Origin of the sequence: Mycobacterium sp. pV006, from assembly GCF_041287115.1 — a bacterium.
Taxonomy (GTDB): Bacteria; Actinomycetota; Actinomycetes; order Mycobacteriales; family Mycobacteriaceae; genus Mycobacterium.
In genome coordinates this window covers 34,992-60,269 of sequence record NZ_JBGGKT010000003.1, presented here as the reverse complement: position 1 = coordinate 60,269, position 25,278 = coordinate 34,992, and the positions used below count along the sequence as shown (strand labels likewise).

At 66.8% G+C, this 25,278-nt stretch carries 21 protein-coding genes, 1 tRNA gene and 1 pseudogene; 10 read left to right on the top strand and 13 right to left on the bottom strand.

Translation table 11 applies throughout. From position 1 onward, the window contains the following. Position 1: 1 nt before the first annotated feature. Entirely contained in the window at positions 2 to 1,162 is a 1,161-nt protein-coding gene (locus tag ACAG25_RS06280) for a PrsW family intramembrane metalloprotease (RefSeq protein WP_370487472.1), read from the bottom strand. Between the two features lie 155 nt (positions 1,163 to 1,317). Here ACAG25_RS06280 and rpsA point away from each other — a divergent pair, with 155 nt between their 5' ends. Both rpsA and coaE read left to right on the top strand, forming a co-directional pair. Next, the gene (rpsA, locus tag ACAG25_RS06275) at positions 1,318 to 2,763 is read left to right on the top strand and encodes a 30S ribosomal protein S1 (RefSeq protein WP_370487471.1); all 1,446 of its coding nucleotides are present in this window, start codon (positions 1,318 to 1,320) and stop codon (positions 2,761 to 2,763) included. Between the two features lie 73 nt (positions 2,764 to 2,836). Further along, entirely contained in the window at positions 2,837 to 4,012 is a 1,176-nt protein-coding gene (coaE, locus tag ACAG25_RS06270) for a dephospho-CoA kinase (protein WP_370487470.1), read from the top strand. On the opposite strand, the gene ACAG25_RS06265 is transcribed toward coaE, so the two are convergent. Next, a complete protein-coding gene (locus tag ACAG25_RS06265) occupies positions 4,009 to 4,584 on the bottom strand; it encodes a hypothetical protein (protein WP_370487468.1) in 576 nt (191 codons plus the stop codon). The two genes, coaE and ACAG25_RS06265, sit on opposite strands and share 4 nt — an antisense overlap. 10 nt (positions 4,585 to 4,594) lie before the next feature. Next, positions 4,595 to 5,101 (bottom strand): DUF402 domain-containing protein, encoded by a 507-nt coding sequence (locus tag ACAG25_RS06260; RefSeq protein ID WP_370487749.1) that lies wholly within the window; start codon positions 5,099 to 5,101, stop codon positions 4,595 to 4,597. Between the two features lie 67 nt (positions 5,102 to 5,168). Here ACAG25_RS06260 and uvrB point away from each other — a divergent pair, with 67 nt between their 5' ends. Both uvrB and ACAG25_RS06250 read left to right on the top strand, forming a co-directional pair. Continuing rightward, positions 5,169 to 7,328 (top strand): excinuclease ABC subunit UvrB, encoded by a 2,160-nt coding sequence (uvrB, locus tag ACAG25_RS06255; RefSeq protein WP_370487467.1) that lies wholly within the window; start codon positions 5,169 to 5,171, stop codon positions 7,326 to 7,328. Between the two features lie 69 nt (positions 7,329 to 7,397). After that, positions 7,398 to 7,468 (top strand) — tRNA-Cys (locus ACAG25_RS06250). Positions 7,469 to 7,479: 11 nt separating this feature from the next. On the opposite strand, the gene ACAG25_RS06245 is transcribed toward ACAG25_RS06250, so the two are convergent. The 5 genes and pseudogenes from ACAG25_RS06245 to ACAG25_RS06225 all read right to left on the bottom strand — a co-directional run bounded on the left by ACAG25_RS06245 (position 7,480) and on the right by ACAG25_RS06225 (position 12,216). After that, positions 7,480 to 7,893 carry an ATP-binding protein gene (locus ACAG25_RS06245; RefSeq protein ID WP_370487466.1) on the bottom strand — a complete coding sequence of 138 codons (414 nt, stop codon included), beginning with the start codon at positions 7,891 to 7,893 and terminating at the stop codon, positions 7,480 to 7,482. Then, a complete protein-coding gene (locus ACAG25_RS06240) occupies positions 7,880 to 8,221 on the bottom strand; it encodes an STAS domain-containing protein (protein WP_370487465.1) in 342 nt (113 codons plus the stop codon). Before ACAG25_RS06240 ends, ACAG25_RS06245 begins: the two co-directional genes overlap by 14 nt. After that, a pseudogene (locus tag ACAG25_RS06235) lies at positions 8,221 to 10,193 on the bottom strand (glycosyltransferase). The gene ACAG25_RS06240 and the pseudogene ACAG25_RS06235 overlap by 1 nt, the downstream one beginning before the upstream one ends. Beyond that, positions 10,190 to 11,401, bottom strand: a complete 1,212-nt coding sequence (locus ACAG25_RS06230; RefSeq protein ID WP_370487748.1) for a SpoIIE family protein phosphatase — start codon at positions 11,399 to 11,401, stop codon at positions 10,190 to 10,192. The pseudogene ACAG25_RS06235 and the gene ACAG25_RS06230 overlap by 4 nt, the downstream one beginning before the upstream one ends. 14 nt (positions 11,402 to 11,415) lie before the next feature. Continuing rightward, positions 11,416 to 12,216 carry a glycoside hydrolase family 26 protein gene (locus tag ACAG25_RS06225; protein WP_370487464.1) on the bottom strand — a complete coding sequence of 267 codons (801 nt, stop codon included), beginning with the start codon at positions 12,214 to 12,216 and terminating at the stop codon, positions 11,416 to 11,418. A gap of 311 nt (positions 12,217 to 12,527) precedes the next feature. Between ACAG25_RS06225 and ACAG25_RS06220 the strand changes: the two genes are divergently transcribed. From ACAG25_RS06220 to ACAG25_RS06200, 5 genes are all read left to right on the top strand, one after another. Continuing rightward, on the top strand, positions 12,528 to 12,881 hold the full coding sequence (locus tag ACAG25_RS06220) for a multidrug efflux SMR transporter (RefSeq protein ID WP_370487463.1): 354 nt from the start codon (positions 12,528 to 12,530) through the stop codon (positions 12,879 to 12,881). Further along, positions 12,882 to 13,202, top strand: a complete 321-nt coding sequence (locus tag ACAG25_RS06215) for a multidrug efflux SMR transporter (protein ID WP_370487462.1) — start codon at positions 12,882 to 12,884, stop codon at positions 13,200 to 13,202. It abuts the gene before it with no gap. A gap of 177 nt (positions 13,203 to 13,379) precedes the next feature. Continuing rightward, positions 13,380 to 14,006, top strand: a complete 627-nt coding sequence (locus ACAG25_RS06210; protein WP_370487461.1) for a cutinase family protein — start codon at positions 13,380 to 13,382, stop codon at positions 14,004 to 14,006. A gap of 121 nt (positions 14,007 to 14,127) precedes the next feature. Beyond that, entirely contained in the window at positions 14,128 to 15,153 is a 1,026-nt protein-coding gene (locus tag ACAG25_RS06205; protein WP_370487460.1) for a hypothetical protein, read from the top strand. 180 nt (positions 15,154 to 15,333) lie between these two features. Then, positions 15,334 to 15,777, top strand: a complete 444-nt coding sequence (locus tag ACAG25_RS06200; protein ID WP_370487459.1) for a universal stress protein — start codon at positions 15,334 to 15,336, stop codon at positions 15,775 to 15,777. A 57-nt stretch (positions 15,778 to 15,834) separates the two neighbouring features. Here the strand turns inward: ACAG25_RS06200 and ACAG25_RS06195 are convergent, their stop codons facing one another. Both ACAG25_RS06195 and ACAG25_RS06190 read right to left on the bottom strand, forming a co-directional pair. After that, entirely contained in the window at positions 15,835 to 16,719 is an 885-nt protein-coding gene (locus ACAG25_RS06195) for a fructose bisphosphate aldolase (RefSeq protein ID WP_370487458.1), read from the bottom strand. Positions 16,720 to 16,751: 32 nt separating this feature from the next. Next, positions 16,752 to 17,429, bottom strand: coding sequence for an MBL fold metallo-hydrolase (locus tag ACAG25_RS06190; protein WP_370487457.1), 678 nt, complete (start codon positions 17,427 to 17,429; stop codon positions 16,752 to 16,754). 174 nt (positions 17,430 to 17,603) lie between these two features. On the opposite strand from ACAG25_RS06190, the gene uvrA reads away from it, so the two are divergent. Beyond that, on the top strand, positions 17,604 to 20,519 hold the full coding sequence (gene uvrA, locus ACAG25_RS06185) for an excinuclease ABC subunit UvrA (RefSeq protein ID WP_370487456.1): 2,916 nt from the start codon (positions 17,604 to 17,606) through the stop codon (positions 20,517 to 20,519). Here uvrA and ACAG25_RS06180 read toward each other — a convergent pair. From ACAG25_RS06180 to lysX, 3 genes are read right to left on the bottom strand one after another with little or no spacing between them, the layout of a single operon-like run. Then, the gene (locus ACAG25_RS06180; protein ID WP_370487455.1) at positions 20,509 to 21,696 is read right to left on the bottom strand and encodes a winged helix DNA-binding domain-containing protein; all 1,188 of its coding nucleotides are present in this window, start codon (positions 21,694 to 21,696) and stop codon (positions 20,509 to 20,511) included. The two genes, uvrA and ACAG25_RS06180, sit on opposite strands and share 11 nt — an antisense overlap. After that, positions 21,689 to 21,940, bottom strand: a complete 252-nt coding sequence (locus tag ACAG25_RS06175) for a hypothetical protein (protein WP_370487454.1) — start codon at positions 21,938 to 21,940, stop codon at positions 21,689 to 21,691. Before ACAG25_RS06175 ends, ACAG25_RS06180 begins: the two co-directional genes overlap by 8 nt. Before the next feature lie 23 nt (positions 21,941 to 21,963). Next, a complete protein-coding gene (lysX, locus tag ACAG25_RS06170; protein WP_370487453.1) occupies positions 21,964 to 25,266 on the bottom strand; it encodes a bifunctional lysylphosphatidylglycerol synthetase/lysine--tRNA ligase LysX in 3,303 nt (1,100 codons plus the stop codon). Positions 25,267 to 25,278 lie beyond the last annotated feature (12 nt).

Genomic DNA, 25,278 nt, shown 5'->3' with positions numbered 1-25,278 from the left:
GCTACGGCGTCCGGAAGCCCGCCATCCACTGCAAGATCGGGGCCGCTGCGCGGGCGGCATGGACGGCGTAGGTCTCCTCGGCGAGCAGTGCGAAGACCCGCGGGTCGCCGAACCCGCGGTCGATGCGGTCGCGCACGAAGGCCAGTTCGACCACCTGATGGGCGAACCGGCGGACGGATTTGCCGGCCTGCTTCCCGCCGACCCTTGTGGCCTCGGCGATCGCGCGTTTGCGCGTCGGGATCGACCGCAGCCAGCTCGCCTCGTTGGGGGTGATGACGCCGGCCGCCACCATCCCGGGCAGCTTGGCCGAGACCGTCTTCTGCTCGTTGCGCCGGTTGTAGATCGCCAGGGTGACCACCAGCGCGAAGATCGGCATCATCCAGAACACGTACACGCTGAAGTAAGCGCTGACCCCCAGCAGCGACGAGGCGTTCCACATCGCGTGCAGCAGCACCGCGCCGATGTAACCGAGAAGCAGGCAACCCACCCGCGCTGCCGTGTGGCGCTGGTGCAGCGCGAACCACACCCCGATCGCGAACAGCGTGACGAACAGGGAATGCGCGAACGGCGCCATGATCAAGCGCAGCGCGGCGGTCACCAGCGAATCCGCGAGCGACTCGCCGTCGGCGATGTACATGATGTCCTCGAGCCACGCGAAACCTGCTCCGACCAGACCGGCGTAGACCAGGCAGTCGGTCAGGGAGTTCATCTCGTTTCGTCGGGCCCCGGTCATCATCAACAGCAGGAACAGGCCCTTGGCGGCCTCCTCGGTGACCGGGGCGCCGATGACCAGCGTCCAGACGCTGGTCCCGGCAGCCTCCGGATCCAGGGACGGGTTCAGCCACACCTCCAGGAACAGCTGCAGGACCAGCGCGATCACCACCGCCGCCGACGCACCCCAGATGAACGCGAACAGCAGCAGCCGGGGCGGTTCGGGTTCCCACCGGTCCAGCCACAGGTAGGCGGCCACGACCACGGTGATCGCCAGGCTGGACAGGACGAAGCCGACTGCGGTGCCGCCCGGATTGACCGCCGTCAGCACGATCACCAGCAGTCCGGTCAGTGTCGCCAGCCCGATCAGCACGCCCAGCGGCGCGCCGACCTTGCGGACGCGCTGGTGGGGGACGGGTGCGGAGACCGGATGTGCCGGGCGGATCGACATCCACGCAGCGTAAACGGTGGTCCCGGCCGCACCCCGGGTTTGTCCAGCGTGCGCCTGGTCGAGTAGCCTGACCGTGTACCTGTGTGCGCAACGGCAGGTACGACCAACAAGACAACCTGTCCCTACGATTGAACCTGTCCGGAGCAACCCACCACATGCCAAGTCCCTCCGTCACCTCGCCGCAAGTAGCCGTCAACGACATCGGCTCGGCTGAGGACTTTCTCGCCGCCATCGACAAGACCATCAAATACTTCAACGATGGCGACATCGTCGAAGGGACGATCGTCAAGGTTGACCGAGACGAAGTCCTGCTCGACATCGGTTACAAGACCGAAGGCGTCATCCCTTCCCGTGAGCTGTCCATCAAGCACGACGTCGACCCCAATGAGGTTGTGTCCGTCGGCGACGAGGTCGAAGCCCTGGTCCTCACCAAGGAGGACAAGGAAGGCCGCCTCATCCTGTCCAAGAAGCGTGCGCAGTACGAGCGCGCCTGGGGCACCATCGAAGAGCTCAAGGAGAAGGACGAGGCCGTCAAGGGCACCGTCATCGAGGTCGTCAAGGGCGGCCTGATCCTCGACATCGGCCTGCGCGGCTTCCTGCCCGCATCGTTGGTCGAGATGCGTCGCGTCCGCGATCTGCAGCCGTACATCGGCAAGGAGATCGAGGCCAAGATCATCGAGCTCGACAAGAACCGCAACAACGTGGTGCTGAGCCGCCGCGCCTGGCTGGAGCAGACCCAGTCCGAGGTGCGCAGCGAGTTCCTCAACCAGCTCACCAAGGGCGCCATCCGCAAGGGTGTCGTGTCCTCGATCGTCAACTTCGGCGCCTTCGTCGATCTCGGCGGTGTCGACGGCCTGGTGCACGTCTCCGAGCTGTCCTGGAAGCACATCGATCACCCGTCCGAGGTGGTGCAGGTGGGCGACGAGGTCACCGTCGAGGTGCTCGACGTCGACATGGACCGCGAGCGGGTTTCGTTGTCGCTCAAGGCGACTCAGGAAGACCCGTGGCGTCACTTCGCCCGCACGCACGCCATCGGCCAGATCGTGCCCGGCAAGGTCACCAAGCTGGTGCCGTTCGGTGCGTTCGTCCGTGTCGAGGAGGGCATCGAGGGCCTGGTGCACATCTCGGAGCTCTCCGAGCGCCACGTCGAGGTCCCGGACCAGGTGGTCCAGGTCGGCGACGACGCGATGGTCAAGGTCATCGACATCGACCTGGAGCGTCGCCGCATCTCGCTGAGCCTCAAGCAGGCCAACGAGGACTACGCCGAGGAGTTCGAGGCCTGGAAGTACGGCATGGCCGACAGCTACGACGAGCAGGGCAACTACATCTTCCCGGAGGGCTTCGACGCCGAGACCAACGAATGGCTCGAAGGCTTCGAGAAGCAGCGTGACGAGTGGGAGGCCCGCTACGCCGAGGCCGAGCGTCGTCACAAGATGCACACCGCGCAGATGGAGCGCTTCGCCGCCGCCGAGGCCGCCGAGGCGGCCCGTCCGTCGGCGAACGGCACGTCGCGTTCCGACGACTCGTCGTCGGCCGGCGGCTCGCTGGCCAGCGACGCGCAGCTCGCTGCGCTGCGTGAGAAGCTCGCAGGCAACGCCTAGTAACCAACGTTCGAACGCCCCGGCTCGATGAGCCGGGGCGTTCGTCGTTTCCGGGCCCTGACAGACTGGTGCGGTGCTGCGAATCGGATTGTCCGGCGGGATCGGCGCCGGCAAGTCAACGGTGTCGAGGACGTTCAGCGAATTCGGGGGCATCGTCGTCGACGGCGACGTGATCGCCCGCGAGGTGGTCGAGCCGGGGACCCAAGGCCTCGCGCAGTTGGTCGACGCGTTCGGCAGGGAGATCCTGCAACCCGACGGCGCGTTGAACCGCCCGGCGCTGGCCGCGATCGCGTTCAGCGACGACGAGAAGCGGGCCACGCTCAACAGCATCGTCCATCCGCTGGTGGGCAAGCGCCGCGCCGAGTTGATCGCGAGCGCCGCCGACGACGCGGTGATCATCGAGGACATCCCGCTGCTCGTGGAATCGCAGATGGCCTCGATGTTCCCGTTGGTGATCATCGTGCACGCCGACGAAGAGGTGCGGGTGCACCGGTTGATCGAGCACCGCAACTTCAGCGAAGAGGATGCCCGCGCCCGTATCGCGGCGCAGGCCACCGAGGAGCAACGTCGCGCCGTCGCCGATGTCTGGCTGGACAACTCCGGCTCCGCAGCCGATCTCGCCGAGAAGGCTCGAGCGTTGTGGCAGAACCGCATTGAGCCGTTCGCGCGAAATCTCGAAGCGGGGCACGCGGCGACGGGGAAACCCGAGGTCGTGCCGTCGAACCCGGACTGGGTCGCGCAGGGCGAGCGCATCGTGGCCCGGCTGCGGACCTCGTGCGGACATCGCGCTCAGCGCGTCGACCACATCGGGTCGACGGCCGTTCCCGGTCTCGACGCCAAAGACGTCATCGACATCCAGGTGACCGTCGAGTCATTGGACGTCGCCGACGATCTCGCCGAGCCACTGCATGGTGCCGGCTACGTCCGGACCTCGGTCACCGCGGACGTCGCACACGGTGACGACCCGCGGTGGCAGAAGCGGCTCTACTGTTCGGCGGATCCCGGCCGACCCACCAATGTGCACGTCCGGGTCGACGGCTGGCCCGGTCAGCGGTTCGCGCTGCTGTTCGTCGACTGGTTGGCCGCCGATCCGGCGGCCCGCGACGAGTACTCGTCGCTCAAGAGGAGGGTCTCCGAGCAGAACCACGCCACGGTCGGCGAGTACGTGGAGGCGAAGGAGCCGTGGTTCGCCGATGCCTACCGCAGGGCATGGCAGTGGGCGGAGGCCACCGGCTGGTCGCCGAGCTAGGTGAGCGGCGGTGGCGGGACGGGCTCGCCAGGAACCGGCTCGCCAGGAACCGGCTCGCCCGGGGCGGGCTCGCCCGGGAGCTCTCCTGGGACGGCGTTGACGATGCCGCTGACCGGCGCCTCGCAGGTCAACGCACCGTAGTCGGGGTCGTCGCGCTGAGGCAGCACCCGGGGAGCGATGAAGTCGTCCGCCTGGGCGACCAACTGGTCGTCGACCAGGATCTCGCAGTGCAGATTCGCCGAGTACGGCCAGTCGATCGAGACCCGGACGTTCGCGACCTCGGAGGCCGGCAGGACGGTGTTCGCCTCGAAAACCCGTCCCGGCACCATGGTCGGATTCGCGATCTGGATCTTGTCGCCTTCGGCTTCGTAGGAGATTGTCGCGCCGCGCGACACCCCGTCGACCCGGGCCCGGTAGGTGATGTTGTGCAGCACCTCCGGGGCGGAGGTCTCCAGCTCGGGCTCCGTCGTGGGTTGCGCCGCCGCGCTGCCTGCCGTCAGCAACGTCGCCAGGGGCAGTGCCGCGGCGACGACGATCGCACCCGCGGTACGCGTCCGTCTCCTCGCACTCACAGGCTGAAGTCTAGGCTGTGCGCCACGTCAAGATCATCCCGATCCCGTTCAACCACTCATCCAGCCGGTAACCGTGCGAGGCGAGAGCCTCGACGGTGGTGGCGGCGGTGCGGATGGCGCGCTCGGCGGTGGTGGGATCGATCAACCCCTCCCGAAGCGCGTCGAGGAGTTCGTCGACGTCGGTGAGCTGCACGGACTCGCCATTCCGGAGCACCAGGTCGAGGTAGTGGTCGTGGCCGTGCCAGCAGGTCGGGCCGGGCCGGTAGTCACCGACGTCGAGGTAGAAGTCCTGGTCCCTCTCGTAGCCCGGGTTGAAGTGGAACACCGTCACGCGCAACCCCAGCGTCGGCAGCAACCACGACTCCAGGTAGTGGAACTGGGCGCGACCGGGTGTCGGGCGGGCCATGTAGAGGCCCCACGGCTGCACGGTGTACACGTCGACGGCCCGTACGATGCCCTTCGGGTCGGTGTTCGTGCAGGCCGAGAGGTCGAAGATCTCGTGCTTGGGTGGGTGGATACGGTCCACGATAAGGCTCTGCGCTCGGGGAACAGAACATGTCGGTGGCAAGTTCTACCCTGGTGAAATGGCTTTTGCGACCGAACACCCTGTGCTCGCGCACTCGGAGTACCGCCCGGTGGACGAGATCGTGCGCTCCGGCAAACGCTTCGAAGTGGTCAGCGAATACCAGCCCGCCGGTGATCAGCCCGCCGCGATCGATGAACTCGAACGCCGCATCCGCGCCGGGGAGAAGGACGTCGTGCTGCTGGGCGCCACCGGCACCGGAAAGTCGGCCACCACCGCGTGGCTGATCGAGCGGCTCCAACGCCCCACGCTGGTGATGGCGCCGAACAAGACACTGGCCGCGCAGCTCGCCAACGAGCTACGAGAGATGCTGCCCCACAACGCCGTCGAGTACTTCGTGTCGTACTACGACTACTACCAACCTGAGGCGTACATCGCGCAGACCGACACCTACATCGAGAAGGACAGCTCGATCAACGACGACGTGGAGCGGCTGCGGCACTCCGCGACGTCGAACCTGCTGTCCCGCCGCGACGTCGTGGTGGTGGCGTCGGTGTCGTGCATCTACGGTCTCGGCACGCCCCAGTCCTACCTCGACCGCTCGGTGGAGCTCCAGGTCGGTGACGAGGTCCCGCGCGACGCCCTGCTGCGGCTGCTGGTCGACGTGCAGTACACGCGCAACGACATGTCCTTCACGCGCGGAACGTTCCGGGTCCGTGGCGACACCGTCGAGATCATCCCGTCCTACGAGGAGCTCGCGGTGCGCATCGAGTTCTTCGGCGACGAGATCGAGGAGCTCTACTACCTGCATCCGTTGACCGGCGACACCATCCGCAAGGTCGACTCGCTGCGGATCTTCCCGGCCACGCACTACGTCGCCGGACCGGAACGGATGGCGCAGGCCATCGAGAGCATCGAGAAGGAACTCGAGGAACGGCTCGCCGAACTGGAGGGGCAGGGCAAGCTGCTCGAGGCGCAGCGGTTGCGCATGCGCACCAACTACGACATCGAGATGATGCGCCAGGTCGGCTTCTGTTCGGGCATCGAGAACTACTCGCGGCACATCGACGGTCGCGGTCCGGGCACCGCGCCGGCCACTTTGATCGACTACTTCCCGGAAGACTTCCTGCTGGTCATCGACGAGTCACACGTCACGGTGCCGCAGATCGGCGGCATGTACGAAGGCGACATCTCGCGGAAACGCAACCTCGTCGACTTCGGTTTCCGGCTGCCGTCGGCGGTGGACAACCGACCCCTCACATGGGAGGAGTTCGCCGACCGGATCGGGCAGACGGTGTACCTGTCGGCCACGCCGGGACCGTACGAGCTCAGCCAGACCGGCGGCGAGTTCGTCGAGCAGGTCATCCGACCCACCGGTCTGGTCGATCCCCAGGTCGTCGTCAAGCCCACCAAGGGCCAGATCGACGACCTGATCGGCGAGATCCGCAAGCGCACCGAGCGCGACGAGCGGGTGTTGGTGACGACGCTGACCAAGAAGATGGCCGAGGACCTCACCGACTACCTGCTGGAGATGGGGATCCGGGTGCGGTACCTGCACTCCGAGGTCGACACCCTGCGCCGCGTGGAGTTGCTCCGCCAGCTGCGGCTGGGGGAGTACGACGTGCTGGTCGGGATCAACCTGCTGCGCGAGGGCCTGGACCTGCCCGAAGTGTCGCTGGTGGCGATCCTCGACGCCGACAAGGAAGGGTTCCTGCGGTCGCCGCGCAGCCTGATCCAGACGATCGGGCGTGCCGCGCGCAACGTCTCCGGCGAGGTGCACATGTACGCCGACACCATGACCGATTCGATGAAGCAGGCCATCGACGAGACCGAACGTCGGCGTGCCAAGCAGATCGCCTACAACAAGGAGCACGGCATCGACCCGAAGCCGTTGCGCAAGAAGATCGCCGACATCCTCGACCAGGTGTACCGCGAGGCCGACGACACCGAGGTCGTCGAGGTCGGCGGCTCGGGACGCAACGCCTCCCGTGGCCGTCGCGCTCCGGGTGAGGCCGGACGCGCGGCGACGGCGGGCATCGTGGAGGGTCGCGACACGTCGAACATGCCGCGGGCCGAGCTGGCAGATCTGATCAAGCAGATGACCGATCAGATGATGACCGCCGCTCGGGACCTGCAGTTCGAGCTCGCCGCCCGCATCCGTGACGAGATCGCCGACCTGAAGAAGGAATTGCGCGGCATGGACGCCGCCGGCGTGAAGTGAGTTGACTTGAACTCAGCGTGATCGCAAACCTGTTCGGCACCAGCATGTTCTGGCAGCTTGGACAGCACTGCGGGTGTGGCTGAGTGGCTAGGCACCGGCCTGCAAAGCCGTTTACACGGGTTCGAATCCCGTCACTCGCTCGCAGCGGAGCTCAGGTGTCGCGCCGTCGCACCAGGGTCCAGTGGTTGCCGGCCCGGTCACGACGGTAGGAGAGCTCGTCGAGAATCCGGTGGGCGATCGCCAGTCCGCGTCCGCGTTCGGCGTTCTCGTCGGGCATCGAGACCGACGACAGGTCCACGGGCGCGGGGTGACCGTCGTCGGTGAAGGTCAGGCGCACCTCCTCGGGCAGGACGGTGACCTCCATCTGCAGGCACACCGACTTCCCGTCGGCCGAATGCTCAATGATGTTCGCGCCGATCTCGCTTGCCGCGAGTTCGATGTGCATCCGGACCGTGTCGGAGATGTCATGAGCTGCCCACACCTCGTCGAGAACCTGCTGAATCCGTTCCAGAGTGTCCTCGCCGGTGACTGTTTCGAGCACCCGATGTTCCTCAGGCCCGGTCATCGAACGCAGTCTCCGGCGACGGGTGGACGGTGAGAACCCTGTTCAGATTGGTCAGCTCGAGCACCGTCGTGACCTGGCGGGTGGGGGCGGCGATCCGTAGGTCCCCGCCGGCCTGCCGAGCCACTTTGAGGCCCGAGATCAGCGCACCCAAGCCGGACGAGTCGATCAACTCGGTTTTGCTGAGATCGACCACCAGCCGGCTTTGGCCGCCGTCGACCAGGGTGTGCAACTGTTTGCGTAGCTCCGGTGCGGCGACCATGTTGAGTCGACCGTCGGCGCAGACCACCACAGCACCATTGGTCAGCGTGCGGGTTTCATACTGCCCCATCAGTTCTCCTCCGTTTCGTGTCCGCGGTACCGGACGGCCTGGAACACCACACTGAGTATCACGACGTCGAACAGCACCCAGAACAGGTTCACCCCGACTCCGAGCACCGAGATGGCACCGAAATAGAGCTGCACGATTCCGATCACCGACGCGACCGCCAGCAGCGCGATCGCCAACAGTTGCCATCTGACCAAGTGCCAGGGAATGGCTCCGGCGTCCTGTTTGGTCTTGGGCGTCACCGCGAAACCCAGTGGCCGATCGAAGAACACGTTCATGAAGGCGGTCACGCACGCGCGGATCCACACAGGAAACAGTGCGAGACTGTACTGCTGGCCGCGCCAGGTCGGGGTGCCGCGGCTGATGATGATGAACATCAACTGGTTGAGCACCAGGAACGGAATGAGGCGGCCGAAGAAGTCCCAGCTGTAGGCCTGAACCGGCATGATGCCGAAGATCAGGTAGATCGCCGGCGCGGCGATGTACGCCAGTGCTGCGAAGCCGGCCAGATAGCTCCACATCGTGGCCCAGTACATGAGTCGCTGACCGATGCTCAAACCCTTCTGCACCAACGGGTTTTCGCGCAGCATCACCTGGATGGTGCCCTGCGCCCACCGCAGTCTCTGGGTCAGCATGGTCCGCACGTCGTCGGGCGCCAGACCGCGCGCGAGGATCTCGTGGTGGTACGCCGACTTCCATCCTTGCGCGTGCAGGCGCATACATGTCGCCATGTCCTCGGTGACCGAGATGGTGGCCATCGGCAACATCGGCTGCGCCTCGTCGTCGCGTCCGACATCGATGGCACGGACCATCGCGCTGATCGATTCGATCGCCCCGAGCGGGGACCACTCGCGCAGGGTCAAGGATTCGAGTGCCTCGTCGTCGAAGAGCACCGTCGACGACGCCGCGTGGGAATCCTGCTGCAGCGCGGCGATGACCTCCAGATCGGCGCGCATCGAGGTGATGTCGGCGTCGACGATGGTCCTGGCCGCATCGTCGACGGCGCGTTGGAAGTCGTAGGTGATGTCGGCCAGTGGTCGGTTGTCCCGCAGCTGGGCGCGCGCCTCCCGCACGGCGTTCTGCACACTCTCCACGGCCGCACGCACCTGTGGCTGGTCGGCCGGCAACTGGGACCGGGTGCGCTTGAGGATTTTTCTCGCGGCATACAGCGTCCGACGCACGCCCTCCTCCACCGCGTGCACGTATCCTCGGATCCCGACTTGCATCAACGCTTCTCGACGCAGCACTGCGTTCGACCCGCAGAAGTACGCCGCGTTCCAACCGTCCTTGCCCTGCTGGATCGGCCCGTAGAACAACGGGGCTTGACTGCCCAACGGGTCGCTGAAAGGCACGTTGTGGAAGTACTGCGGTGTCTGACCAACGCCATCTCCGGGTCGCGGAAGTAGCCCAGGGTGTTGTCGAGGATCTCCGGTTCGGGGACCTGATCGGCGTCGAGAACGAGGATGTACTCGCCTTGGGTCTCGAACAACGCGTTGTTCAGGTTGCCGGCCTTGGCGTGGCGCGGCTTGTCGGCCCAGGAGACAGACCGGGTGACGTACCCGATGCCGTGCGCGGCGGCCGCCGCTGCCAGATCCGCACGGTCGCCGTCGTCGAGGATCCACGTCTGGTGCGGATAGGTGATGGCGACGGCGGCGCGGGCGGTCTCCATCACCATCTCGATGGGCTCGTTGTACGTCGTGATGAACACGTCGACGGTCGCGCCGTCGGGGGGTGGGGGCGGCGGGTTGCGTCGCAGCAGCCGCCACATCGTGAGCCCGAACAGAAGTGAGTCGATGACGCTGTAGGTCTCGGCGATCACCAACGGCACGGCAATCCACCAGGCGGCCCAGTTCATCGAGGCCAGCCACCGCCACACGATGTAGTTCACCCCGAGGATGGCGGTGGTCAGGATCAACAGGCGCAGCCACGGGGACGGGTACCGGCCGACAGCGTTCTGCGGCGCACGGTGTCTCACGGCACCGCTTCTCGGCGGATGGCGACCAGGGTGACGTCGTCGAGCGGAGCCTGGCGGTCCTGAAGTCGACGAGCCTGTGCGCACATTTCCGCCGGGTCGCGATACCGGGCCAGGAAACTCAATGTCGCAGGAATGTCGTCGCCCACCAGATCGAGCATCCCGTCGGATGCCACGACCAGCATGTCGCCGGGTTCGAGGCTCACCTCGCGGATCGTCCACCGGTCATCGACGAGAACTCCCAGCGGAAGGCCGTCGCTGTTGAGCGGTTGCACCCGGCCATCGTGGCGCACCACCGCCGCGAGGCCGTGGCCCGCGTCGACGTAGGTCACGGTCCCGTCATCGGTGCGCAGCTTGAGGTGGAACAGGGTCACGAAGCTCTGCGTGCTGTCCAGGTCGTCGCAAATTTGGACGTAGGTCGTGTTGACTGCTTCTGCGAGATCGCCGGTACGGGCCCGGTCGACCGCACGGGTCGCTCCGCGCAGTGCCGACCGTACGGTGGCCGTGAGGATGGCGGCGCCGAGTCCCTTGCCCATGACGTCGGCGACGGTGAAGATCATGCCGTCGTGGACGGGGTAGTGGTCGTAGAAGTCGCCGCCCACCGCGAAGGCGGGTAGGCACAACGCGCAGACCCGGTAGCCCGGAAGATCTCCGAGTGCGGGTGGAAGCAGTTGGCGCTGAACGGTTGCCGCGCGTGCCAAGTCGTCGGAACTCTGCAGTTCCCGCTGCGCCCAGGCGGCCAGCTCGACGAATGTCTCCCGCTGAGCTGCGCTGAGCTTGCGGGGCTGGGTGTCGTAGATGCAGAAGGTGCCGACGGGGTGGCCGCCCGGGCCGAACAACGGGTAGCCGGCGTAGAACCTGATCCCGCCTTCACCGCTGATCGCGGGCAGTTCGCAGAACGCGGACTCCCAGGTGTCCTCCAGGATCAACGCGGGGTCCTCGGGATGCTCGTAACCTCGCACGATGGTGGCCTGGCAGACCGTCTGCTCCCGCGGCACGCTTCCGTCGAGATCCAGACCGTCGGTCTGTTTGAACCACTGGCGGTTTCGGTCCAGAAGGGACACGGCCGCCATCGGCACCTCGAAGACGCAACGTGCCATCCGGGTGATCTGGGCGAAGCGTTCCTCCGGGGGAGTGCCGAGCATGTGTAACTGGTCGAGGGAGCGCAGCCGTTGTTCTTCCAGTTCGTCGGGGACGATGCACGGCGGCATCAGCGGGCGGGTGTTCACGCCGACCGTCCCGCAGGGGTGGGCATCTGCCGTTGCGCGCTCCTCAGCGCGGATCCCATGGCCTCGGCTGCCTTCTTCGAACTTGTTGTACGCCAATCGGTTTCCTTATGGTGATCGAACCACACAAGTCCGTCGGCCGTCGTCTCGCCGCACAGATAGGCAATCAGCGCGTGGATCCATTCGGGCTTGCTTCCCCCCGCCTCGGCGCACCCCACCTCACTGATCGTCATCGGCTTGTCGCCGACGAGGGACTGCAGTTCGGCGACGGTGGCGGCGAACAGCTCATCGGGTTCGATCCAGCTGCTCCACGGCTGGCTGGTGCCCCAGTTGTATCCGTCGATGCCGAGCACGTCGACATGGTCGGAGCCGGGAAACCACTGCTCCAGTGGTGCGCGCGAGTCGAGGCCGGCGTTCGCCGACCACACCCAGCGGACGTTGTGCGCGTCCTCCTGCTCGAAGATGCGGTGGATCCGCCGCCATACGTCGACAAAGCGGGCAGCTGTGGTGCCGCCGGGAACGCTCCATGGGTACCAGTGACCGTTGAACTCGTGTCCGAACCGAAGGTGCACTTCCGACCCGGTGGCGCCCAACGCACGCGCCCACCGTCGCACGTGGTCATCGAACAGGCCCGCGGACAGCATCGCCATGGTCGGTGACGGTCGTCGGTCCCAACGCCAGGGTTCCCACGTCACCACCGGCACCGCTCCCATCGCGGTCACCGCAGCGATGGCGCGTACCGGCGGGGCTGCCGTGAACTCTTCGAACCACATCACCCGGTCGAGCGGTCTTCCGGCCACCCTCGACGCCGATCGCAGCTCGCGACCAGCAAACGGCCCGCTTCCGGTGCTGACCCCGTACAGGAAACGTTCGACCGCACTCCCCACCCGACCCAGGTTATGGCACGTCGTCGCTGTCCTGGTGGGATCGGGGCTAATCCGCGGAGCGGCAGCGGTTTCCGACCGCCGACAGCGAAGGCCGACAGGTTTGCTGGCAACGTACAACTGCACGTCGCCGGCAATCCGGCAGGGGTAGTCCGCGGTATGTTCGACGTCCCTGTGGCCGTGCCGCGCGGAGCCCCGCGCGCCCACCAGTCTCACCGAGGATGTCGATGACTTGGGTCTACCTCGCGCTGGCGATCGTCAGTGAAGTCGCGGCCACTCTGTCGCTGAAAGGTGCGCAGACCGTGCCGGCGTTCTATGTGGTCGTGGTCGTCGGCTACCTGTCCTCGTTCCTTCTTCTGGCGTCGGTCCTCAGGCGGGGCATGGGTCTGGCCGTGGCTTACGGCATCTGGGGAGCAAGCGGGGTGGCGCTGACGGCAGGGCTGTCGACTGTCGTCTTCGACGAGGCGTTCACCGCTTGGACGGGAGTGGGGTTGGTCTTCATCATCGCCGGCGTGCTGCTCGTCGAATCCGGATCGCATTCGGCCGCCGACGCCGTGCAGCTGCCGGACAGGGGCCGGTAGATGGCGTACGTGCTGCTCATCGGGGCGATCCTTGCCGAGGTCGCGGGAACTCTCTGCCTGCGGGCCGCCGCCACCGGCAATCGCCTGTTCTACGCTGGCGTGCTGGTCGGATATGTCAGCGCCTTCAGTCTGTTGGCTTTGTCGCTACGCCATGGCATGCCACTGGGGATCGCCTATGGCATCTGGACGGCGGCCGGCGTCGCGCTCACCGCGGTCGCATCTCGCCTGCTGTTCGGGGAAGCGATGACCGCCAGGATGGTGGGTGGTATCGCGTTGATCGCCGTGGGAGTCCTGTGCGTGGAAATCGGTGGAGCACACTGAGGCATCACTGATTATCCGCAAACTCGTCGATTGCACCACTTTGTTGCAACACAATTCGGCAACTCTTGAATCACCGTTGTATAGCTGCAGTGGGCTAATTTGCTGATCTTGTGACAGCGTGTTTGCGTGCCCAGTTACCAGGTAAGCCGCGCCCTCTGCGCTGCCGCGCTTGCGACTGTGCTGACTTTCCTGGCGGCCGTGCAGGCTCCGATCGCCGCCGCGGTGTCCTGTCCGGACGTCGAGGTGGTCTTCGCCCGCGGAACGAGTTCGCGACCCGGTCTCGGCACGGTCGGCACCGCCTTCGTCAACAGTCTCAAGTGGAAGCTGCTCGGCAAGAAGGTCACCTACTACGCCGTGAACTATCCCGCGAGTTGGAACTTCTCGAAGTCCACGAACGCCGGTGCCGTGGACGCCAACAAGCACGTTCAGTACATGGCAGGTATGTGTCCGGACACGAAACTCGTCCTGGGCGGCATGTCGCAGGGCGCCGGGGTGATCGACCTGATCCTCATCGGCAACCGGCGGGTCTGGTTTTTCACTCCGGTCCCGTTGCCGGAGTCGATGGTCGACCACGTTGCGGCCGTCGCGGTGTTCGGCAATCCGGCGCGTGACGTCTACGGCGGGGGACCACTGACCGAGATCAGCCCCCTGTATGGGCACAAGACGATCGACTTGTGCGCCGATGGCGATCCATATTGCTCCAAAGGGCGGAACTTCTTTGCCCACTTCGCCTACCCGCGCAACGGCATGGTCGACGAAGCCGCCACCTTCGCCGCTCGGCGTGTCCTCGGCCGGGACACCTGAGGCACTGTCACCGGCGGGACTCCCGGGGGTATCGGTTCGATAACCGGAAGGTCGGCGCCGGTGCTCGACGGGCTAGGTTCTCATGCAGGGGCGGGCAGCTGAAGGAGCGATAGAAAAACCGATGGCACGCAACGTCTCCCGTGTTGCCGCTGCCGCCCTCGCCGTAGGTGTCGCAGGGCCGCTGCTGATCTGGTGTCGACCCGCCACCGCGGAACCCAGCCCGGGTGTGCCGTGTCTCGATCTCATCGCGCAGTTGGCGGCCGACCCACCGCCACCGCCCACCGTCCCGGACGCGATTTCCGCCGCGGCGAATGTGCTCGACAGCGTCGTTCCGGCGACCCCGCCCAGCGTGCCGCCGGCGCCTGTGGCCGAGGTCGTCCACGGCGTGGCCGCGATGGCGGCCCCCGGCCCGTTACCGCTCGACGTGGTGGCGCCCGCTGTCGCGGAGGCGGCGTCGGTGACCCACGCGTCGGCCGTCGCCGCGCCGGTCCCGCCGGGTCCGCCGGTTCCTGTTGTCGTCCCGCCGCCGGTGGTGGCCGCACCCCCGGTCCCGGTGCCGGTCGCGGCGGCCCCGCCGCCTGTTCCCGTCGCAGCACCCCCGCCGCCGGTGCCGGTCGCGGCACCCCCACCGCCTGTTGCGGCGCCTCCCGCGCCCGGACCTGCTGCCGTGCCTCCGGCACCCGAGCCCGTTGCGGTGCCTCCGGCGGCGGAACCCGTGGCAGCACCACCGGCGCCCGAGGCGCCACTTCCGGAACCCGCAATCCCGGCGGCAGCGGAACCTGCTGTGGCTCAGCCGGATCCGATTGCACCGCCACCCGACCAGGTGATCGAAGCGGCTGCCGTGGTCCCCGAGGCGCTGCCGGCGCCGCCGGTGTCACCGGAAGCGGCCCCGGTGCTGCACGCCGCGGCAGGACCGGGGCTCACCGCGGCGCCGGGCCCAGTCGTCCCGGTGGTGCCGGCCGCAGCACCCGTGATCCCGATGCCCGCGGTGCCGCTCGGAGACGTCGTTCCGGGTCTTCTGCTGCCTCCCACATTGCCCATGCCGACCGACCTCGTGTGCGAGGGCACAGCGTGGTCAGCCGGCGGACCTGAGAGCGAGGCCGCCCCAGACCCCGGCTCATCCGCGGTCGCGCGCGAACAGTGGTGACTCTGGTGCGGGGACCGGCATGTACGCGTCGTCACGTCGGCCGTGCAGGGTGATGTTGCCGTCAATGCACCCATCGCCATCTGCAACGATGGCATCTTGGTGTGGTGATTCGCGCCCATGCCCGTGCGATAGCGGGCTAATGTTCCGTGAGGCTTTGCAACTGACGCTGGGAGGATATGGATGAGCGCCTATCAAACCGTGGTGGTCGGGACGGACGGATCTGATTCGTCGTTACGTGCCGTCGACCGCGCGGGTCAGATCGCTGCCGGCGCGAATGCGAGGCTGGTCATCGCGACGGCCTACTTCCCACAGGGCGAGGATCAGCGCGCTGCCGATGTGCTCAAAGACGAGGGCTACAAGATGTCGGGCAACGCGCCCATCTACGCGATCCTGCGCGAGGCCCGTGACCGTGCGAAAGCCGCGGGTGCAGAGAACATCGAGGAGAAGGCCGTGGTCGGTGCGCCCGTCGATGCGCTGGTCGACCTGGCCGAAGAGGTCAAGGCCGATCTGCTCGTCGTCGGTAACGTCGGCCTGAGCACCATTGCCGGCCGTCTGCTGGGTTCCGTGCCGGCCAACGTGGCGCGGCGGTCGAAGTCGGACGTGCTCATCGTGCACACGTCCTGAACGTCTAGCTGAACCGCAAGGACCCTGGGTCGGATACCGACCCAGGGTCCTCTGCTGTCAGGTGTTGGACGCCTTCGCGATGGCGGAGATCGCCGAGTCGAGCGTCGCGTTGAACTCGTCGTCGCTCTGCTGGGCCGTCAGCCCCTCGGTCAGGGCACGCGAGAAGCTCGCGATGACGCCGTTGTTCGCGGCCAGCTTCTCGCAGGACTCCTCGCGGCTGTAGCCGCCCGACAGTGCGACCACCCGCAGCACCTTCGGGTGGTCGACCAGTTCGCGGTACAGGTTGGTCTCGTTGGGCAACGTCAACTTCAGCATGACGACCTGATCGTCACCGAGGCTGTCGAGACCCTTGAGCAGAGCCGCCTTGAGTTGTTCCTCGGCCTTGCCCTTCTCCGGGCTGTGGATGTCGACCTCGGGTTCGATGATCGGGACGAGGCCGGCGTCGAGGATCTGGCGACCGACCTCGAACTGCTGGTCCACCACGGCTTGCAGACCGCCACCGGGCGCCTTGATGACCGACCGCATCTTGGTGCCGAAGACCCCCTTCTCACGGGCCCGGCGCAGCAGGTCGTCCAGACCCGGGATGGGCTTCATCACCTGAGCGCCGTCGTTCTCCTCGGCGAGTCCCTTGTCGACCTTGAGGAACGGAACGACCTTCTTGACCTCCCACAGGTACTCCGCGGTCGGGCGACCCTCGATCTCGCGGTCCATGGTGTCCTCGAACAGGATCGCGCCCAGAATCCGCTCACCGTCGAAGCTCGGGCTGGTGATGATGCGGGTGCGCATCTCGTGCACGAGGTCGAACATCTCCGCATCGCTGGAGTACGCGTCCTCGGCAATGCCGTAGAGCTTCAGCGCCTTCGGCGTGCTACCGCCGCTCTGATCCAGCGCCGCGATGAACCCCGCACCGCTCTGCGCCTTCTTGAACTGATCGCTACTCATGTTCCCTTCCTGATTACCTCGTCACCAATGAGTCACCAGCCACGCTCACGCCATTCGCCCAGATGGGGGCGTTCGGTCCCGAGCGTGGTGTCGTCGCCGTGTCCTGGATAAACCACGGTCTGATCTGAGAAGACATCGAACACCCTGCTGGTGACATCGCCCAGCAGTTGCTCGAAGTCGCCTTCTTTCCAGGTCTTGCCGACGCCGCCGGGAAACAGGCAGTCGCCGGTGAACAGGTGCACGCGGTCGTCGGTCGCCGGACCGCTCAGCGCCAACGCGACCGAGCCGGGCGTGTGGCCGCGCAGGTGGATGACGTCGAAGCGCAACGCACCGATGTCGAGCGTGTCCCCACCGGTCAGCAACATGTCCGGGGACACCGGTAGTGGCTCGGCGTCCAGGGGGTGCGCCGCGGTGGGCGCGCCCGTCGAACGCACCACCTCTTCGAGCGCGAGCCAATGGTCCTGGTGCTGATGGCTGGTGACGATCAGGGACAGCTTGGGTGCGTGTTCCTCGATCAGTCCCAGCAGGATGTCAGGCTCGTTGGCCGCATCGATGAGCAAGGTCTCACCGGTCTGGGAACACGTCACCAGATAGGCGTTGTTGTCCATGGGGCCGACCGACACCTTGACGATCGACGCTCCTGGGAGGGTGCGTTGCGCCGCGGTGTGCGGCTCGACGTGGCCCGTGTAGTTGTCGTCGACGGTTGTCATGGTCGTCACGTTACTTTGCCCAGGTAAGACGTGTGGAGACAGCATCGATGAAACGTGATGCATCAGTCAGCACGGAGCGTGTCGCAGGGCTTGTCGGTGGGCACACCTAGCATGGTTCTGAATTGCGTCCGCGCCCGCTCGCGGACGCGTCGGGCATGACTTGAAAGGACATCGTTGGCCGACCGCCTGATCGTCAAGGGTGCCCGTGAGCACAACCTCCGTGGGGTCGATCTCGACCTGCCGCGCGACGCGATGATCGTGTTCACCGGGCTCTCGGGCTCCGGTAAATCGTCGTTGGCGTTCGACACCATCTTCGCCGAGGGGCAGCGCCGGTACGTCGAGTCGCTCTCGGCCTACGCCCGGCAGTTCCTCGGACAGATGGACAAACCCGACGTCGACTTCATCGAAGGTCTCTCACCTGCGGTGTCGATCGACCAGAAGTCCACCAACCGCAACCCGCGGTCGACGGTGGGCACCATCACCGAGGTCTACGACTACCTCCGGCTGCTGTACGCCCGCGCGGGCACTCCGCACTGTCCGGTGTGCGGCGAGCGCATCGCCCGCCAGACGCCCCAGCAGATCGTCGACCAGGTCCTCGCGATGGACGAGGGGCTGCGCTTCCAGGTTCTCGCTCCGGTGGTCCGGACCCGCAAGGGCGAGTTCGTCGACCTGTTCGAGAAGTTGAACACGCAGGGTTACAGCCGCGTGCGCGTCGACGGGGTGGTGCATTCGCTGACCGATCCGCCGAAGCTCAAGAAGCAGGAGAAGCACGACATCGAGGTGGTCGTCGACCGCCTGACCGTCAAAGCCAGCTCCAAGCAGCGGCTGACCGACTCGGTGGAGACGGCGCTGAACCTCGCCGACGGCATCGTGGTCCTCGAGTTCGTCGACCGCGAGGACGACCATCCGCACCGCGAGCAGCGGTTCTCGGAGAAGCTGGCCTGCCCCAACGGTCACCCACTGGCCGTCGACGACCTCGAACCACGGTCGTTCTCGTTCAACTCCCCGTACGGCGCATGCCCGGAATGCCTCGGTCTCGGCATCCGCAAAGAGGTCGACCCCGACCTCGTCATCCCGGACCCGGAGTTGACGTTGGCAGAAGGCGCGGTGGCCCCCTGGTCGATGGGACACACCGCCGAGTACTTCACCCGGATGCTGTCGGGGCTCGGCGACCAACTCGGCTTCGACGTCAACACCCCGTGGAAGAAGCTGCCGGCGAAGGCGCGCCGCGCCATCCTCGAGGGATGCGACGAGCAGGTCCACGTGCGCTACAAGAACCGCTACGGGCGCACCCGGTCCTACTACGCCGACTTCGAGGGCGTGATGGCCTATCTGCACCGCCGCATGGAGCAGACCGACTCCGAGCAGATGAAGGAGCGGCTCGAGGGCTACATGCGCGATGTGCCCTGCCCGGAATGCGACGGCACCCGGCTCAAGCCGGAGATCCTCGCGGTGACGATGACCGCGGGGTCGTTCGGCGCCAAGTCCATCGCCGAGGTCGCCGAACTGTCCATCGCGGAGTGCGCGGAATTCCTCAACGCACTGACGTTGGGACCGCGGGAAGCGGCGATCGCCGGCCAGGTGCTGAAGGAGATCCAGTCGCGCCTCGGCTTCCTGCTCGATGTCGGCCTGGACTATCTGTCGCTGTCCCGCGCGGCGGGAACACTGTCCGGCGGTGAGGCACAACGGATCCGGTTGGCCACGCAGATCGGCTCGGGTCTGGTCGGGGTGCTCTACGTGCTCGACGAGCCCTCGATCGGTCTGCATCAACGGGACAACCGCCGATTGATCGACACTCTGGTGCGACTGCGCGACCTCGGCAACACCTTGATCGTGGTCGAACACGATCTCGACACCATCGCCCACGCCGATTGGGTGGTCGACATCGGTCCGGCCGCCGGTGAGCACGGTGGCCAGATCGTGCACAGCGGGCCCTACGCCGAACTGCTGAAGAACCCGAACTCGATCACCGGCGCCTACCTCTCGGGCAAGGAGGAGATCGAGGTCCCCCCGCTGCGGCGGGTGGTCGACAAGAAACGACAGTTGACGGTCGTCGGCGCCCGCGAGCACAACCTGCGTGACGTCGACGTCGCGTTCCCCCTGGGAGTGCTGACCTCGGTGACCGGCGTGTCCGGGTCGGGAAAGTCGACCCTGGTCAACGACATCCTCGCGTCGGTGTTGGCGAACAAGCTCAACGGCGCCCGACTGGTGCCGGGCCGCCACACCCGGGTCAACGGCCTTGACCAGCTCGACAAGCTGGTGCGGGTGGACCAGTCACCGATCGGGCGGACTCCGCGGTCCAACCCGGCCACCTATACCGGGGTGTTCGACAAGATCCGCACCCTGTTCGCGGCGACCACCGAGGCCAAGGTCCGTGGTTACCAGCCGGGCCGGTTCTCGTTCAACGTCAAAGGCGGCCGCTGCGAGGCCTGTTCGGGCGACGGCACCATCAAGATCGAGATGAACTTCCTGCCCGACGTGTACGTGCCCTGCGAGGTCTGCCACGGTGCGCGGTACAACCGCGAGACCCTCGAGGTGCACTACAAGGGCAAGACCATCGCCGAAGTGCTGGACATGTCGATCGAAGAGGCCGCGGAGTTCTTCGCCCCCATCAGCTCGATCCACCGGTATCTCAAGACGCTGGTCGACGTCGGGCTTGGATACGTGCGGCTCGGGCAACCGGCGCCGACGCTCTCGGGTGGCGAGGCGCAACGCGTGAAGCTCGCCTCCGAACTGCAGAAGCGGTCGACGGGCCGGACCATCTACATCCTCGACGAGCCGACCACCGGTCTGCATTTCGAGGACATCCGCAAGTTGCTCACGGTCATCAACGGACTCGTGGACAAGGGCAATACGGTCATCGTCATCGAGCACAATCTCGACGTCATCAAGACCTCGGACTGGATCATCGACATGGGACCCGAGGGCGGGTCGGGCGGTGGCACCGTGGTGGCCACCGGCACACCGGAGGACGTGGCGCTCAACCCCGACAGCTACACCGGACACTTCCTCGCCGAGACGCTGGGCATGTCACGTCCGAAGCAGAAACCGAAGGCGAAGACGCGCAGCCGCAGCAAGGTCAGCGCCTGACGGCGATGCTCTTGCAGGCCGGCGACGGGAACCGCGGGCTCACCCGCACCCCGGCCAGCCATTCCGTCAGCGCGTCGGCGCGCCCGGCGAGTGTCTTCTGCATGCCGCGGTCGATGTCCTCGAGAAACACGAGCCGCACACGCGCCTCGGCGTCCTGAGTCCAGGCTCCGACGATGCGGCCGTCCACCCAGATCGTCGGGCCACCGTTGCCGTTGCGATCGAACACCGCTTCGCGATGCGCGTCCAGGTACCAACCCCGGTCGGCCCAGCCCATGGTGGTGACGTCGAGACCGGGCAGCAGCGCACACCACGGCTCGACCTCGGGATCAGGTCCGTCGTCGCCGGGTAGGACGTAGCCGGACACCCCGTCCAGGTCGACCTCGACCGCGTCGACATCGACCAGCGCCTGCCGTGCCCACCCCACGGTGTTGCCGAACCACCACTTCAGGTCGTTGACCGTCGCGGGCCCGAACGCATGTAGCCACCGGCGCACGAGTTCCGCGCGGGCTCGATTCGGCTCGACGGCGGTCGCGGGAGGCAGCCACTGGGCCGCGGTTGTCCATCGTGGCCGCGACGACGTCCAGCCGCCGTCATTGGGGCCGCGCACGAGCTCACCGCGGGCGGCCAGCACTGTCAGGACTCGGGGCGCCAGATGTCCCTCTCCGCCATAGTGCTTCCCCGGTGCCGGGTCATGGGTGCCGGTCAGTTCCGGGAGCGCCTCGCGCAACTGACGCGCCGTGCACGGTCCGGCAGTGCGCAGATGGTCGATCACCGCCGCGGCCGCGGTCTCGAGCCAGGCTGCGCCATCAGCGGCCACGCCTGCCTTCTCGGCGTCGGCGACGAGCCGTCGCGTCTCGTTGGCAGCCACGCGCTCGCTCGCTGCCACCTGCACCGCAGAGAGGTCTTCTGTGCGGACCATCCACAAAGTGCGCCGCATAGCCAGCTGCTTGACCAATGAATGTCGTTCGTAGAGAGCATCGTCGAGATCGACCACCGTGAAATCCGGCAGCCGCGCCCACAGCGACATATACGGGGTGGCGGGGTCGGTCGAATGCAGTCCCACCAGGGAGGCGGTCACCGTCTCGACCGACGCGCCGGCGGACACACCACCGGCCAGGTGATGGCGACGGGCCAGACGGGCGCGTCGCTGCGCCGCCGTGAACCGCGCGCTAGCCACCTTCTGACATCGACTTGCGGATCTGGGCGAGTTTCTCTGCCGCGGCGCGCTTCCGTGCGTCGTACTGCTCCTCGACGGCACGGCCCTCTCCCGTCTCGGCGGCCAGTTCAGACGAACCGATGGCGGTGCCGTAGCGGGTCTCGATCTTCTCGCGTACCGCGTCGAACGTCGGCACCCCGTCGGCGGTGTAGCCGGTCTCCTCCTGAGGGACCGGCTGCGGTTCGGGTGTCACTTCCTCGGGCATGAACCCACGCTACTGCGGGCGCGTTACCGCGGCTTGGCCAGCGGGAACGGCAGTGTCTCGCGGATCGAGCGGCCGGTGATCAACATGACGACCCGGTCCACGCCCATGCCCAGCCCTCCCGTCGGCGGCATGGCGTACTCCATGGCCTGGAGGAAATCCTCGTCGAGTTCCATCGCCTCGGGATCACCGCCGGCCGCCAGCAGCGACTGCTCCTGCAGGCGTCGGCGCTGCTCCACCGGATCGGTGAGCTCGCTGTAGGCGGTGCCCAACTCGACCCCCCACGCGACCAGGTCCCACCGCTCGGCGACACCGGAGATGCTGCGGTGTGGTCGAGTCAGGGGCGAGACGGAGGTGGGGAAGTCCTTATAGAACGTCGGCTCCTGCGTCCGGTCCTCGACGAGATGCTCGTAGAGCTCCAACACCACCGCGCCGGCGTCCCAATGGGTCAGGTACGGGATACCGGTCGCGTCGCAGAGACGGCGCAGCGTCGCCAGGTCGGTGTCGGGTTCGATGTGTTCGCCGAGAGCCTCGGACACCGCGTCGTGGACCGTCTTGACGGCCCACTGCCCGGAGACGTCGACCGGTTCGAGCGTGCCGTCCTCGCGTGGCCGCAGGAACACCTGGGATCCGTTGGCGGCCAGGGCGGCGTTCTGGATCAGTTCCCGGCAGCCGTCGATCCACACGTGGTAGTCGGCGTGAGCCTGATAAGCCTCGAGCAGCGTGAACTCCGGGTTGTGGCTGAAGTCCACCCCTTCGTTGCGGAACGCCCGACCCAGCTCGAAGACCCGCTCCACACCGCCGACACACAGGCGTTTGAGGTACAGCTCCGGGGCGATGCGCAAATACAGGTCGAGGTCATAGGCGTTGATGTGGGTCAGGAACGGGCGGGCGTTCGCGCCGCCGTGGATCTGCTGCAGTATCGGCGTCTCTACCTCCAGAAATCCTTTGCCCACCAACGTTTCCCGGATGGCGTGCAGCACTGCGCTACGCGCCTTGATCAGGTCCCGGGCATCGGTGTTGACCGCCAGGTCGACGTAGCGGGCACGCACTCTGGCCTCCTGGTCGGTCAATCCCTTCCATTTGTCCGGTAGGGGCCGCAGGCACTTGCCGATCAGGCGCCACCGCGTCAGCAGCAACGACCAGACTCCAGATCTGCTGTGCCCCATCGTTCCCGTGGCCTCGACCAGGTCGCCCAGGTCGATCGCACCGGTGAAGTCCGCGGTGGTGGTGTCGACGAGCAGCGAACTATCGAGCACCAACTGTATTTCAGCCGACCAGTCCCGCAACTGTACGAACAACACCCCGCCGTAGTCGCGCAACCGAAGCACCCGGCCGGCGACGGTGACAGTCGTGCCGGCGGCCGCGGCGAGGGCTTGCGCCACGGTGTGGGTCGGTGGCACCCCGACGGGGTAGGCGTCGATGCCGTTGTCCTGTAACGATTTCAGCTTTGCCATGCGGACCCGGACCTGTTCGGGGAGCCGCGGGGTCTCGTCGTCGGGGGACCGGTCCGCGATCGCAGCTGCGTCCGGGGCGGTGCCGTCGCTGTGTAGCAGGCCGGTGGCCACCAGAGCGCCCGGTGCTGCCACGTGCCGACCCGTGTGGGGTTGCTCGTGGCGCCGCGAGAACGGCAGCACCAGAAAGCCTTCGGCGATCACCGAGGCGACCCCGACACGCGGCAGCTCGCGGGTGTCTTCGTAGCAGGCGTACCGCGGCACCCATTCCGGCTGGTACTTCATGTTCGATCGGTAGAGGGTCTCCAATTGCCACCAACGGGAGAAGAACACCAGTAGCCACCGCCACAGTCGGGCGACGGGGCCTGCGCCCAACTGTGCACCCTGCTCGAACGCCGACCGGAACATCGCGAAGTTCAACGAGATCCGCGTGATGCCGATGTCCTCGCCCTGTAGGCAGAGTTCGCTCACCATCAACTCGACGGTGCCGTTGGGGGACTGGCGGGAGCGCCGCATCAGGTCCAACGACACCCCGTTGGTGCCCCACGGCACCAGGGACAGCATCGCGACAACCTCGTCGCCGCTGACCGCTTCGACCAGCAGGCAGCCGCCGTCGGCGGGGTCGCCGAGCCGTCCCAGCGCCATGGAGAAGCCGCGCTCGTCCTCGGTGTCCCGCCATTCGTCGGCACGGCGGATCACGGCGGCCATCTCGTCGTCGCTCAACATGCGGTGTCGGCGCACCCGCACAGTGACACCGGCACGGCGGGCTCGGGTGACGGCTTGGCGCACTGCGCGCATGTCCGGCCCGGAGAGCCTGAACTCATCGGTGTGCAGGATCGCTTCGTCCCCGAGTTGCAGTGCACTCAGGCCGGCGTTGCGGAACGCCTGGGCTCCGGACGCGGACGCCCCCATGACTCCGGCTGCCCACCCGTAGCGCTGACACAGCTGCAGCCACGCGTCGATCGCCGCCGGCCACGCCTTCGGATCGCCGACCGGGTCGCCGCTGGCCAGGCACACGCCGACCTCGACTCGGTAGGTGACCGCAGCACGGCCGTTCGCCGCGAACACCACCGCCTTGTCCCGACGGGTGGCGAAATAGCCGAGCGAGTCGTTCTTGCCGTACGCCTCCAGCAGGCCCCGGATCGCCGACTCATCCTCTCCGGTCAGCGCGTTGACCGCGCGCTGCGACTGGAACAGCACGACCGCAGCCGCCATCAGCGCCAGCGCGCCGAACAGACCGAGCAGCGCATTGACGAACACATGCGGTTCCCCGCTGAACGACTCGGCGTCGACACCGGCGAAGGCGCTGACCCGGTTCAGCGCATACCAGAAGCGGTACGGCCGTTCCAGGGTGCCGGGAAACACCTCGAGCAAGGCCCATCCGAGGAGCGTCCCGAGCCCCATCCCGGCCACGAGCAGCAGCGCGGCCTTGACCAGCGCCCCACGCCGCACCCGCGCCCAGAACTGCGCACGCGCCAACAGGAGAACCGCGATCGCAACGACGTGGAAGCCCAGACCGACCAGCTCGCCGACCTGTTGCATCGGCCGCTCGTCGCCACCGACCAACTCCCCGACGTTCCAGGCCGCGGCGGCGACGAGGTAGCCGACCAGGAGCCACCACGCGATCCGTTTGCGGGCGGCCAGTGCCGCGGCCAACAACGCCAGGACGAACGCCCACGCGAAGCTGGTGTCGGGGAAATTGAAGATGTAGTCGTCGACGAATTCCCGGGGCACCCGGATCAGCGACCGCACGAGCGGCGACACACTCGCGAGCAGCGACAGCGTTGCGATGACACCGACAACCCATCCGGCCGCAGTCGGCACCCACCGGTAGCGGGCCGCCGAATCCGCATGGGTGCCCGTGATGTGCGTCATAGGCCGCGACAC